Here is a 12,559-nt window from a genome sequence, read left to right on the forward strand (position 1 = left end):
CGAGCAACGCCGTCACCATGCTCATCGAGCCGATACCGGCCGGGCCGTCGTGGTGTTGTCGCGATCGGCTCTATATTCCGGGGCCGGGGCGGCGAGGGAACATCATGTCAAAGCGCAATCCGACCTTCTGGATCGCGATCCCCGCCGTCAGCGCCTTGTTCGGCGCGCTCTACGAGATCCTGCTGGACGACGGCTTCTCGGGGGTGGGGGTCATCTATGGCACCTGCATCGGCGTGATCACGGTCGCCTACGAGCGCGGCGTCTTTCTGGCCGAATACAATGCGCGTTTGCGCCGCATGCCGACCCTTGCCTACCTCGCGGCGGCGGAAGCGAGCTTGCTCGTGGTGGTGGTCTGCGCCATGGCGCTGGCCGGTGCATTGACGTGGTCGCTGGGCCTCCTGGACAGGGAGTTGCTCGACGCCGTCGCGCCCAGGCCCATCCCCCTACTCTACTCGATGGCCGTGTGTGCGCTGTTCGTCTTCGTTCTGCGCATCCGCGACCTGATCGGGGCCGAGACCTTCGTCAACCTGCTGCTTGGACGCTACCACCGCCCGGTCAGCGAAGAACGCGCCTTTCTGTTTCTCGATCTCGTGGGATCGACGGCTTACGCCGAGAAGCACGGGGACCTTGCGGCCCAGGAGCTTCTGAAGGCGGTCTTCGCGGCGATCGCGGAGCCGGTTCGCCGGCATCGCGGTCAGGTCGACGATTATGTCGGCGATCAGATCATCATCTCCTGGCCGCTCGCTCGCGGCTTGGAAAGGGCGCGGTGCGTCAACTGCATCTTTGCGGTTCGCCAAACTCTGCGGCTGGATCGCGAGCGGTGGATGTCGCGTTTCGGGCTGGTTCCCGAACTGCGGGCCGCGCTGCACGGCGGCAGCGTCGTGATTGCGGAAGTTGGCGTCGACCGGCACAAGATCGCCTATTTCGGCGATGTCATGAACGCCACCGCGAGATTGGAAGGGCTTTGCCGCGAAACGGGGCGGCCGGTGCTGATCTCGGACGTCATCCTCGACCGCATCCCGACCCTTCCCGACGGCATCTCGTCGGAGGCGCTCGGCCAACATCATCTGCGGGGCCGAAGTGGACCGATGTTCGTGCATGCACTGTCAGAGTCGCAGCCCCTCGAGATCGCCGCGAAAGGCGCGCCGCCTCTGCAGCCCGTGACGGAATTGGACTTGGCCGGGGGAAGTGGGGAACCCCGACGCCGCCGTGCCGCCGGTGAAGGCGCGACGGCTTGCTTGGGTGCTCGGAACGCGACCGAAAAGCCGAAGAGCGGCCGGGCCCGTCAGCCGTGGGCCACCATGACGTGGCGCACGGCCGTATAGTCCTCCAGCGCGTAGGTCGAAAGATCCTTGCCGTAGCCGGACTGCTTCAACCCGCCATGCGGCATCTCGTTGACCAGCATGAAATGCGTGTTGATCCAGGTGCAGCCGTAGCGAAGGCGTGCCGCCGTTTCCATCGCCTTCGACACGTCCTTCGTCCAAACGGAGGAAGCGAGGCCGTAGTCGGAATCGTTTGCCCAGGCGACCGCGTCCTCGGGCTCGGTGAAACGCGTCACCGACACGACGGGGCCGAAGACCTCGCGGCGCACGATCTCGTCGTCTTGGAGCGCGCCCGCGATCACCGTCGGCTGGAAGAAGAAGCCCTTGTCGCCGGAGGTCTTGCCGCCCGTCGTCACCTCGATATGGGACAACTCGGAAGCGCGCTCCACGAAGCTCGACACGCGGTCGCGCTGGCGGCGCGAGATGAGCGGCCCGATCTCGTTCACCGTGTCGTCGGCCTCGTTGAAGCGGATGGTGGAGACGGCCGCCGACAGGTCGGCGACGAGCCGGTCGTGGATCTTTGGTCCGGCATAGATGCGGCAGGCGGCCGTGCAGTCCTGGCCGGCATTATAGAAGCCGAAGGCGCGAAGGCCGTTCACCACGGCGTCGAGATCGGCGTCGTCGTAGACGATCACCGGGGCCTTGCCGCCAAGCTCCAGATGGGTGCGCTTCACCGATTTCGCCGCCGCCTGGAGCACCTTCTTGCCCGTCGCGATGTCGCCGGTGATCGAGACCATGTCGATCTTCGGGTGGTTGATCAGCGCGTTGCCGACGCTGCCACCCTGGCCGAGGACGACGTTCACGACGCCCTCGGGCAGGATGTCGGCCAGGAGCCGGGCGAGCTTCAGCGCCGTCAGCGGCGTCTGCTCGGAGGGCTTGAAAACCACCGTGTTGCCGCCGGCGATGGCGGGGGCGAGCTTCCAGGCCATCATCATCAGGGGATAGTTCCAGGGCGCGATGGAGCCGACGATGCCGATCGGGTCGCGCCGGATCATCGAGGTGTGGCCGGGCAGATATTCGCCCGCGACCTGCCCCGGCATGGCGCGCACGGCACCCGCGAAGAAGCGGTAGCAGTCGACGATCGCCGGGATCTCGTCGTTGAGGACGGCCCCGATCGGCTTGCCGCAGTTGAGAGCCTCCAGCCGGGCGAAACCCTCCGCGTCGCGCTCGATGGCGTCGGCGATCTTCAGAAGATAGTTGGAGCGCTGCGCGGGCGTCGTGCGCGACCAGGTGCGGAACGCCGCTTCGGCCGCCGCCACTGCGCGGTCGATCTGCGCCGGGGAGGCTTCGGGGAGCCGCAGGATCGTCTCGCCGGTCTTCGGGTCGAGGATCGCCTCCTCGGTTTCCGATCCCGCCTCGAAGGTGGCGCCGATCAGCATCTGCGTGTCCATCGCGGAACTCCCTGTATCGCTTATTTGCCGGCGCCGGCGGTGGTGTCGCCGTCGCGGGTGAGAAGGAAGGCACCGAGGATCGGCAGGAAGGTGACGAGCACCACCACCATGGCCACCACGTTGGTGACGGGGCGTTGGCGCGGGCGGATCAGCTCTTCCAGCATCCAGAGCGGCAGGGTCTGTTGCTGACCGGCGGTGAAGGTGGTGACGATCACCTCGTCGAAGGACAGGGCGAAGGCGAGCATGCCGCCGGCCAGAAGCGCCGAGCCGATATTGGGCAGGATCACGTGGCGAAAGGTCTGGAAGCCGTTGGCGCCGAGATCCATCGAGGCCTCGATCAGCGCGCCGGACAGGCGGCGGAAGCGCGCCACGGCGTTGTTGTAGACGACGACGATGCAGAAGGTCGCGTGGCCGAGGACGATGGTCCAGAAGGAAAAGGGGATTTCCGCCATGCCGAAAGCCGAGCGCAGCGCGATGCCGGTGACGATGCCCGGCAGCGCGATGGGCAGGATCACGAGAAGCGAGACGGCCTCGCGCCCGAAGAAGCGCGTGCGCGAGACGGCCGCCGCGCAAAGCGTGCCGAGAACGAGGGCAAGAAGCGTCGAGACGCTCGCGACCTTTACCGACAGGACAAGCGCCGCCCAGACGTCCGGGCGCTCCCAGGTGACAGCGAACCAGCGCAGCGTCAGGCCGGGCGGCGGCCAGACGAACGAGCGCTCCTCTGTCGTGAAGGCATAAACGAAGATCAGGAGAAGCGGTCCGATCAGGAAAAGGAGCCCGGCGCCAGCGGCGATCTTGAGGGACCAGGGGGCGGTGTCAGAGCGCATCGAAGGCTCCGGCCCTTTTGGCGCCCCAAAGGTAGAAGCCCATGATGACGATCGGCACCATCGTGAAGGCCGCAGCCAGTGGGATGTTTCCCGCCGTCCCTTGCTGGGTGTAGACGGCCTGCCCGATGAAAAGCCGCGAGGAGCCGACGATCTGCGGCACGATGTAGTCGCCGAGCGTCAAGGAAAAGGTGAAGATCGAGCCCGCCACGACGCCCGGCAAGGCGAGCGGCAGGATCACATGGGCGAAGGTCTGCCGTGGGGCCGCGCCGAGATCGGCGGAGGCGTCGAGAAGGTTCGCCGGCACGCGCTCCAGGGCCGCCTGCATCGGCAGGATCATGTAGGGAAGCCAAAGGTACAGGAAGACAAGGAAGGTGCCGATATAGCTGACCGACAAGGAATTGCCGCCGATGCCCGGCAGCGCCAGGATGGCCTCCAACACCGGCGTCAGGCCGAGCTTGGCGAAAGCCCAAGTGAGGATGCCTTCCTTGGCGAGGATCAGCTTCCAGGCATAGACCTTGACGAGATAGCTAGACCAAAGGGGCAGCATCACCGCCAGATAAAAGGCGGCCTTGTTCCAGCCCCTCGCATAGCGCGCGGCCATGTAGGCGACCGGAAAGGCCACGACGACGCTCGCCGCTGTCACCGCCGCCGCCATCAGGACCGTGCGCTGGATGATCGCGAGGTTGGCGGGGCTGAGGAGCTGGCTGTAGGTGGCGAGCGTCCATTCCTCCACCACGAGGCCGGAAAAATCGTCCAGCGAATAGAAGCTCTGGACGAGAAGCGCCGCAAGCGAGCCGAGATAAACCACCACCAGCCAGAGGACCGGCAGCGCCAGGAGAAGCAGGGCGAGAAGCGCCGGACGCCGCCATAAAGCGTCCGCCAGCGAGCCCACCGGCCCCCGGCGCGGCGGATCGAGGGCGAGCGCGCTCACGCTTCGCGCTCCATCAGGTGCAGCGCTCGCCGGTCGAAGGCGAGAGCAACGTTTTCGGTCGCCGGCAGCGTCTCACCGGCGGGGCGCACGGCGTGGAGATGAAGACCGCCGAGATCGAGCCGAAGGCGCACCGACGCGCCGAGATAGCTTTTCGTGAGGAGACGCCCGACGAGCCGGGGATCGGCGCCTTCCGGCGAAACGAGACAGATGGCTTCGGGGCGAAGGCTCGCCCAGCGCCGCTCGCCGGTGAGTTCGCCCACGAGATCGGGGGGCAGGATGTTGGAGGAGCCGACGAAATCGGCGACGAAGCGGTTCTTCGGGCGCGCGTAGATCTCTTCCGGCGTGCCGATCTGCTCGATCCGGCCTTGTGAGAAGACGGCGACGCGGTCCGCCATGGACAAGGCCTCGCCCTGGTCGTGGGTGACGAAGACGAAGGTGATCCCGAGCGAGCGCTGGAGTTCCCTCAACTCCTCCTGCATGTTTTCGCGCAGCTTCAGATCGAGCGCGCCGAGCGGTTCGTCGAGAAGCAGCACCTTCGGCCTTGCCACGATGGCTCTCGCGAGCGCCACGCGCTGGCGCTGGCCGCCCGAAAGCTCACCCGGCCGGCGGCGGCCGTAGCCGCCAAGACGCACCTTTTCCAGCGCCGCTTCCGCCGCGCTCAGGCGCTCGGCCTTCCCGACCTTGCCGATCATCAAGGGATAAGCGACGTTGGCGGCGACATCGAGATGCGGGAACAGGGCGTAGTCCTGAAACACCGTGTTGACCTGCCGGCGATAGGGCGGCACGCCCGTCACGTCCTCGCCGAAGATCGCGATCCGGCCGGTCGAGGGCTGCTCGAAGCCCGCCACGAGCCGGAGGCAGGTGGTCTTGCCGGACCCGGAGGGCCCGAGCATAGCGAAGAACTCGCCCGCGCGGATGTCGAGATCCACTTCGCCCAGCGCCGTCACCGCTCCGAAGACGCGGCTGACCTTGGACAAGGAAACGGCGATGGGCGAGGTCGTCACGGCGATGCTTTCAGGCGATTGAGGTCGAGGGCGCGCGCGGGCGCCCTACCCGCCCATCACGGCGATGTAGTCGGAGACCCAGCGCGAATAGGGCACGCAGGCGCTGCCGTCCGAGCACTTGGCCGTCGGTGTCCGCCAGAAGCGGATCTTCTCGAAATTGTCGAAGCCGTTGGTGTCGCAGCCTTCCGCGCCCAAAAGCTCGCTCGCCTTGCAGGCCTCCGGCACCGCCGGCACCGAGCCGAACCAGGCCGCGACATCGCCTTGCACCTTCGGCGAGAGCGAATGCTCCATCCACTTGTAGGCGCAGTTGGGATGCTGGACATCGGCCGCCAGCATGGTCGTATCGGCCCAGCCCGTCGCGCCTTCTTCCGGCACGGTGGAAGCGACGGGGCGCTTGTCGGCTTTCAGCGTGTTGACCTGGAACGGCCAGGAGGAGGAAGCGACGACACCTTCGGTCTTGAAGTCGTCCACCTGCACGGCGGCGTCGTGCCAATAACGGCCGACGAGCTGGCGCTGCCCCTTCAGGAGTTCCAGAACGGCGGCATACTGCTCCTCGTTCAGTTCGAAGGGGTCCTTGATGCCGAGTTCAGGCTTCTTGTGCATCAGGTAGTTCGCGGCATCCGCCACGTAGATCGGCCCGTCATAGGCCTGGACGCGGCCCTTGTTCGGCTTGCCATCCGGCAGGTCCTGCGGCTCCAGGATCACCGACCAGCTTCTCGGCGCTTCCTTGAAGACCTCCGTGGAATAAAGAAGGACGTTCGGCCCCCATTGATAGGGCGTGCCGTAGTGCTGGCCGCTGACCGTGAACCACGGCCCGTTCTGGAGGCGCGGATCGACCTTGCCCCAGCTCGGCACGAGATCGGTGTTGATCGGCTGGACCTTTTTGCCGGCGATGAGGCGAAGCGAGGCGTCGCCGGAGGCGGTGACGAGGTCGAAGCCGCCACCATTCATCAGGGTCACCATTTCGTCGGAGGTGGCGGCGGTCTTCACGTTGACCTTGCAGCCGGTTTCCTTCTCGAAGCCCGTCACCCAGTCGTAGCCCTTGTCCGTTTCGCCGCGCTCGACATAGCCCGGCCAGGCGACGATGTTCACCTGGCCCTCCCCTTCGCCGACGCTCGTCATGGCGCTCTGGGCGAGGGCATGGCCCGACAGGACGACGGAAAGGCCGAGGGCCGTGCAGGTCTTCAGCGTCTGCTTCATGCTGGCTCTCCGTTTGCCGGTGTTCGATCGGCCAGGAGATTATCCGCAGTCCGATATCGCGCAAACGCATTCGTCCGATAGATGAATTCGGAAAAACCGATAGCTCAGCCGCCGCGCGCGCGGGCCTCGTTCGCACCCGCCACCGCCACGAAATCCTTCGCCGCCCGGCCGAGCTGCGAGCCGCGCCGCCAGACGATGCCGACCTCGACCATCGGCAGGTCGCCCGACACCGCGCGGCTTTCGATCCGGTCGCCTTCCAGCGACCAGCGCCGGTAGACGAGGTCGGGCAGGAGAGCGAGCCCCGCCCCCGTCGCGACCAGCGAGCGCACCGCTTCCACCGAGCGGGTGCGGAAGGCGACATTGGGCTTGGCGCCGAGCGCCGACAGGAGGCGGCCCGTATTCTCCTCGATCTCGTCGACGGTCAGCATGATCAGCGGCTCGCGCCCGATCCGGGCGACATCGACGATCTCCGCTTCGGCCAAGGGGTGGCCGCTCGGCATCCACAAGCGATAGCGCGAGCGCTCGAAGACCTGGGCCTGGAGGGCGACGCGGTTGCGCAGGTTCGAGATCACCATCACCGCGACGTCCAGCTCGCCCCCGACGAGGAGATGCTCGAGATAATCGCCGTTGTCCTCGATGGCGCGCGTTTCGACATGCGGAAAGGCCCGGCGGTAGCGCGCCAGGATGTCGGACAGGACATAACCGGCGACGAGCGAGGTGACGCCGAAATTTAGCGAGCCCGGCTGCGCCCGCGCTTCCTCGGCGAAGCTCTGGCGCGCGTCCGAGACGGCATCCAGCACCTTCAAGGCATGGCGGTAGAACTGCTGGCCCTTGTAGGTGAGGACGAGCCCGCGCCGGTGCCGCTCGAAAAGCTGGACGCCGAGATCGTATTCCAGATCCTTGATCGCTTCCGTCACGCCCGACTGGGACACGGAAAGGCCCTGCGCCGCGCCGGACACCGTTCCCCCTTCGGCGACGGCGATGAAGTAGCGGAGCTGGCGCAAGGTGAAACTCATGGGAAGCGCTGCATCCGTTCGACCTCGTCGGGCGTCGGATACGTGCTAGCGCATGGCGTTGGGACACGGCAATGCAGTGGCCCGGTTGTTCCGGCCGGGAGCGATCCACGCGGAAACGAACTTCAAGCGCGACGAACGGATGGCGCTCCGTTTTCGCCGGGCGGGCAGTGTCGGCTCGGCGGCAGGCGACGTCACGAGGATGGTTATGCCGACCTCATCCTCGGCGTTTATGGCAGCGACCCCGGCCGCTCCGACGCCGGCGCGGTCTCCGTCATCTACGGTTCGGCAGACTTGGGTCGTTTGAAGCGTTCCTCAGATCCGCCTTGCACGGCCTTTGTTCTTTCGGGCAAGGCCGTGCAGACGGCCTTGGCGATCTGGGCGCTTCCCCCGCCGGGGCCGGTCTCCTTCTGCTGCCGGATTTCGCCCATCTCTGGATGATCGTTCTCGGTATCGGCAGCGGCGCTTCGCTGCCTTTGGCGCTCGCCTTCATCAGCCTGCGCGCGGCCGATCACCATCAGGCCGCGTCGCTGTCGATGATGGTGCAGTCGACTGGCGGCCTTCGGCCCCATCGCGTTCGGCCTGCTGGACGATCTCGCCGGCAACTGGTCGCTCGCGCTCGGCGTCCTGACGGCTATGAGCCTCCTTCAGGCGCTGATCGGCCTCCAGGCTGGTCGCGACGAGACGCTCCTTCAAGGATCGATCGGCCTTCAGGCTTTCCACGCCTTCGATGCCGCAGGAGAGCGCAGCCGTGCAGGCGGATAATCTGGCGATCGCACCGGGTCGCGAAGCGGGCACGCTGCGCAGTTTTTTCGACCGCTCCGCTTCCTCCGGTTTGGAAGCGCGCGTCGCCATGGCAGAGACTTCGGGAAGGACGGAATGGGGATCGCCGGGTTTGGTGACCGACGCCGACGACGGGCAAGAAGCCCGCAGCGATTAGCGCTGATCGGCGCACCCAACGTCAACGACGATCTGGAGATCAAAATCTCTTCATCGGCGGACGAAATGCCGAGTCTTTACATGAGGACACCTTGACGACATCGGCTCGCAAGGGCCTCCTCCATGGAAAGCCAGCCCTTTTCTCTATGAGCCCGCTGCCAGCGATTTGAGCGCTCCCCGAAAACAACGAAGGAACATTCATCTTCGCGGGTTGCAGGTCTTCGACGCGTTCGTCCGACACCTTTCCGTGACGCCGACAGCCGAGGAATTGGGGATCAGCCAAAGCGCGGTCAGCCATCAGTTGCGCCGTCTTCAGGACCATTTGGGCGAGAAACTGGTCGAGCGGCATGGCCGCGACTTCGGGCTAACGGTGGCCGGCGAGCGGCTCGCGGCTTCTCTCGGCAGCGCGTTCGACATGCTCGAACATTCGACAGCACTGGTGAGCGGCGCCAATCGACCGATGCTGCGCGTCGGCGTCTACTCGTCCTTCGCCATCGGCTGGCTGATCCCGCTGATGCCCTCGTTCCACGAGAAGCATCCAGAAGTCGATCTGCGGTTGACGATGCTTTACGACCCGCACGAAATATCTGGGCGCATAGCGGACATTTTCGTCACCTCGGAACCGATCGAGCGCGGCTACCGTGCCATCCGCCTTTTCCCGGAAAAGCTGGTTCCGGTGATCCGAGCGACGACCGACGCCGGGGAAGTCGTCCCGAGCACGTTGATCACGTCGGAAGTGGAAGCCTCTCTTGCCGGACGCGACTGGGAGGCGTTCTGCGTTCTCAACGAAACTCCGCTTCCGGCCGTCCCGCTGCTTTGTTGCTCTCACTACATCTTCAGCCTGGAGATGGTGCTTGCCGGAATGGGCGCGTCCTTGATCCCGGACTTTCTGGCTGATCCATACATTCGATGCGGCAAGCTGCGTCGGCTTCTCGGAAAACCGCTCCCGACCGGCCAGATCTATCAAATCCAGTTCAAGTACGAACGCCGCAAGGAACCGGACATCAACAGCTTCGTCGCCTGGCTTCAAGGCGCGCTCGCCAGCCGTTCCAACGAAGTCTGAGGGGTTTTCAGTCGCTTCCTCCGCTCCACTCTGGTCCGGCGGCCTGTGGCAAGCGAGATCGCGGCGCGACGGCTTAGTTCGACGCCTCGCCCGCCGGTTCCAGCATCCGGCGAAGTTCCGACACGCGATCCTCCGTCATCTCCAGAACGCAGCTCGAATAGGCAATCGCAGACAGCGATCCATCGCCGGTCAGTGCCGAGGCCGCTTCGCACTGCGCGTCTCGAAAAACGATCCAGGCCCGTTGTGCCTTGCGAACCGATGTCATCGCATCCGAGCCGATGGCAGCGGGCATCTTCGCCCAGAGATCGTTCAGTTCCGCCTCTTTCCGCTCGAGTTCGGCCCCGAGGCAGTCGAGCATCTGCACGGTGACGCCGCCACTTTCGGCGATACAACGGCGATGCTCGGCGGAGGAAGGTTGTTCCGCACCGGCGGTTGTCGAAAGATGGACGACCGCAATCGACGCAAGCCATAGTGTCGGCAAGAACGGTCTCGTCGGTTTCATTCCTTGCTCTGCCGTGTGGCGCGCCGTCTTCGAAGGCGCAAGAGATGACGGTGCTTGAAGACAAGCCGGTCCGGCGCTCGACCTGTTCGTGGTCGCTGACGGCAGCGGAATACGGGATACGCAAACGGCCCCGGCTCAACCGGGGCCGTCATCTCGGCAACGAGCCATCCGCGACGATCAAGTCCCCTGCTTCAGCACCCCGTCGATGTTGTTGATGTCGGTAAGCGGCAGTTGCGTGTTCGAAGGCCGGCCGTTCTTGGTTTTACAGATCGCCGTCAAACGCGCCATCTTCGCGTTGTGCTGCAGCCGCACCGTGTCGCAGGTCTGCTGATACGTGGACGCTCCCTCGCCCATGGACAACTTGCCGTCGACGTTATGGACGCCCTGAAGAGCATAGGAAGCAGGAACTGGGGTACCGTCGTTTTTCTTGCACTGCGCAGTGATCGTCATCCCGTCCGCAGCCAACTTGATATCGCTGCAACTGTTCTGGAACGTGCTTTCCGCGGCCGATGCCGAACCGGCAATTCCGAAAGCGAGGCCAAACGCCAATAAAAGCTTCATATCCTATCCTCCGCCAAAACACAGATCGAATCGTTACTTCGAAAATTACTTCCTGTCCCTTCCGTATGGATAACATTGCTTTCTCACGGGGATGCATGAAAAGCGGCGGGGAAACATGAGATTTTGTCATCCGATTCAGGACGGCACGCTCACTTCTTACGGTTGACGCAACGATAGACCTTGAAGGAATGCTGTCAGAATGGGTCACCGCACGAGGTGAGCGGGAGTGGCGGCGATGTCGGCGTCGTGACGGCCCTTTATGCGATGATGCGGTTCGTTTGCGCTCCGGTGCTCGGCGCGGTGAGCGACAGATTCGGGCGGCGGCCCATGCTTCTCGTCGCCCTGGCGGGGGCGACGGGCGACCACATCGTCCCGGCCGTCGCGCCGAGCCTCCGGGAACTGCTGATCGGGCGCGCCAGGATGGCTTGCCGCGCACGAGGCACCGGATAGATCCGTGCAGATGACGGCAGCAACGAATGGGAGGGCATCATGGCGCGCATCGTGGTGATCGGCGGAAGCGGCCATGTGGGGAGCTATCTCGTGCCCCGGCTCGTGGAACTCGGCCATGAGGTCGTGAATGTCAGCCGTGGCACGGCCAAGCCCTACCGCCCGCATTACGCCTGGAACGAGATCCAGAACGTCACGCTCGACCGTCAGGCGGAGGAGAAAACCGGGCAATTCGGAGAGAAGATCGCGGCATTGCGGCCCGATATCGTGGTGGACATGATCGCCTTCGATTTGGCGAGCACGCGGCAGGTCGTCGAGGCGCTGCGCGGAAAGGTCGGGCATTACCTTTTCTGCAGCTCGATCTGGGTCTACGGGCGCCTTGCCGCGATCCCCTCCACGGAAGCGGACGCGACGAACCCCATCGACGAATACGGACGCGGAAAGGCCGAAAGCGAGGCATGGCTCATGCGGGAAGCGCGGTTGTCGGGCTTTCCCGCAACCTGCTTCAGGCCAGGACATATCGTCGGGGAAGGCTGGGACCCGATCACGCCCCAGGGCAACAACAACCCGGAAACGTTCTCCTCGATCGCCCGAGGGGAGGAACTGGTCCTGCCGAACCTCGGGCTGGAGATGGTCCACCATGTCCATGCCGACGACATCGCGCAGTGGATCGTCTGCGCGATCCAGAACCGGGCGGCTTCGATCGGCGAAGTCTTCAACACGGTGTCCGGTCAGGCCCTGACGCTGCGCGGTTACGCGGAGGCCGTCTACCGTTGGTTCGGAAAGGAGCCTCGCATCTCCTACAGGCCGTTCGAGGAGTGGATCGCCGATCTCGGGGACTGGGCCGAGAGCACCCGCGGCCATGTGATCCGCAGTTCGTGCCACTCCATCGAGAAAAGCCGTCGGTGCCTTGGCTACGAACCTCGCTACACGAGCCTCGAGGCCGTCCACGAAAGCGTCCAGGCCTTGATCGCGGAAGGCAAGGTGTCCGTCGGGTAGGAAGCATCCGCCAGATCATCGCCCTCGGGCACGGCGTGGTCCGGTGGGCCGGCGCGGTTGCGACGCGCCTCATGGGCCCGATAACGGCGACCGATGTTCGGGATACTGCGATGGCCGAATGTTGCGACCGTTCCGCCGGCGGTCAGATGTCCGCGGGCGTTGTCACATAGGGCGCGATGCCGTTTCCGAACGACCAGCCCGGTTTCTCGTTGGGGCTGATGATGATCTGCACGTCCTCGCGGCGACCGCCGGGGCTGGCGGCCAGCTTGTCGACGACCGCCCGGTAAAAAGCCTGCTTCTGGGCGGTGTCGCGCCAGTTGCTGGCGGTGACATGCACGATGACGATGCCGTCCGTGCGCG

General features: G+C 65.1%; 13 protein-coding genes and 2 pseudogenes. 4 read left to right on the forward strand and 11 right to left on the reverse strand.

All coding sequences use genetic code 11. The annotated features are described in order from the left end of the window. Positions 1-104 precede the first annotated feature (104 nt). Positions 105-1,325 (forward strand): adenylate/guanylate cyclase domain-containing protein, encoded by a 1,221-nt coding sequence (locus tag F9929_RS12385; RefSeq protein WP_152046899.1) that lies wholly within the window; start codon positions 105-107, stop codon positions 1,323-1,325. Here F9929_RS12385 and F9929_RS12390 read toward each other — a convergent pair. The 8 genes from F9929_RS12390 to F9929_RS12425 all read right to left on the reverse strand — a co-directional run bounded on the left by F9929_RS12390 (position 1,286) and on the right by F9929_RS12425 (position 8,543). Continuing rightward, complete coding sequence (locus F9929_RS12390) at positions 1,286-2,713, reverse strand: gamma-aminobutyraldehyde dehydrogenase (RefSeq protein WP_152046900.1); 1,428 nt, start codon at positions 2,711-2,713, stop codon at positions 1,286-1,288. The two genes, F9929_RS12385 and F9929_RS12390, sit on opposite strands and share 40 nt — an antisense overlap. Positions 2,714-2,733: 20 nt before the next feature. Beyond that, a complete protein-coding gene (locus F9929_RS12395; protein ID WP_152046901.1) occupies positions 2,734-3,540 on the reverse strand; it encodes an ABC transporter permease in 807 nt (268 codons plus the stop codon). Next, a complete protein-coding gene (locus F9929_RS12400; RefSeq protein ID WP_152046902.1) occupies positions 3,530-4,471 on the reverse strand; it encodes an ABC transporter permease in 942 nt (313 codons plus the stop codon). The genes F9929_RS12395 and F9929_RS12400 overlap by 11 nt, the downstream gene beginning before the upstream one ends. Further along, positions 4,468-5,475: an ABC transporter ATP-binding protein gene (locus F9929_RS12405; protein WP_152046903.1), complete on the reverse strand. Its 1,008-nt coding sequence runs from the start codon at positions 5,473-5,475 to the stop codon at positions 4,468-4,470. The genes F9929_RS12400 and F9929_RS12405 overlap by 4 nt, the downstream gene beginning before the upstream one ends. A gap of 45 nt (positions 5,476-5,520) precedes the next feature. Then, a complete protein-coding gene (locus F9929_RS12410) occupies positions 5,521-6,675 on the reverse strand; it encodes an ABC transporter substrate-binding protein (RefSeq protein WP_152046904.1) in 1,155 nt (384 codons plus the stop codon). Positions 6,676-6,779: 104 nt separating this feature from the next. After that, positions 6,780-7,691: a LysR substrate-binding domain-containing protein gene (locus F9929_RS12415; RefSeq protein WP_152046905.1), complete on the reverse strand. Its 912-nt coding sequence runs from the start codon at positions 7,689-7,691 to the stop codon at positions 6,780-6,782. 275 nt (positions 7,692-7,966) lie between these two features. Then, entirely contained in the window at positions 7,967-8,206 is a 240-nt protein-coding gene (locus tag F9929_RS12420; RefSeq protein WP_152046906.1) for a hypothetical protein, read from the reverse strand. Further along, positions 8,181-8,543, reverse strand: a complete 363-nt coding sequence (locus tag F9929_RS12425) for a hypothetical protein (RefSeq protein WP_152046907.1) — start codon at positions 8,541-8,543, stop codon at positions 8,181-8,183. Before F9929_RS12425 ends, F9929_RS12420 begins: the two co-directional genes overlap by 26 nt. A 295-nt stretch (positions 8,544-8,838) precedes the next feature. Here F9929_RS12425 and F9929_RS12430 point away from each other — a divergent pair, with 295 nt between their 5' ends. Further along, complete coding sequence (locus F9929_RS12430) at positions 8,839-9,690, forward strand: LysR family transcriptional regulator (protein WP_152046908.1); 852 nt, start codon at positions 8,839-8,841, stop codon at positions 9,688-9,690. A 73-nt stretch (positions 9,691-9,763) separates the two neighbouring features. On the opposite strand, the gene F9929_RS12435 is transcribed toward F9929_RS12430, so the two are convergent. Continuing rightward, positions 9,764-10,192, reverse strand: a complete 429-nt coding sequence (locus F9929_RS12435; protein ID WP_152046909.1) for a lysozyme inhibitor LprI family protein — start codon at positions 10,190-10,192, stop codon at positions 9,764-9,766. Between the two features lie 177 nt (positions 10,193-10,369). Beyond that, positions 10,370-10,753 (reverse strand): mannose-binding lectin, encoded by a 384-nt coding sequence (locus tag F9929_RS12440; RefSeq protein WP_152046910.1) that lies wholly within the window; start codon positions 10,751-10,753, stop codon positions 10,370-10,372. Between the two features lie 240 nt (positions 10,754-10,993). On the opposite strand from F9929_RS12440, the pseudogene F9929_RS24445 reads away from it, so the two are divergent. Further along, positions 10,994-11,167: pseudogene (locus F9929_RS24445) on the forward strand (TetA family tetracycline resistance MFS efflux pump); the annotation flags it as partial. Positions 11,168-11,242: 75 nt separating this feature from the next. Further along, positions 11,243-12,199: an NAD-dependent epimerase/dehydratase family protein gene (locus tag F9929_RS12450; RefSeq protein ID WP_152046912.1), complete on the forward strand. Its 957-nt coding sequence runs from the start codon at positions 11,243-11,245 to the stop codon at positions 12,197-12,199. A gap of 142 nt (positions 12,200-12,341) precedes the next feature. Here F9929_RS12450 and F9929_RS12455 read toward each other — a convergent pair. Then, positions 12,342-12,557: pseudogene (locus F9929_RS12455) on the reverse strand (tautomerase family protein); the annotation flags it as partial. Positions 12,558-12,559 lie beyond the last annotated feature (2 nt).

The sequence above is a fragment of the Aureimonas psammosilenae genome, assembly GCF_009176975.1.
Lineage (GTDB): Bacteria > Pseudomonadota > Alphaproteobacteria > Rhizobiales > Rhizobiaceae > Plantimonas > Plantimonas psammosilenae.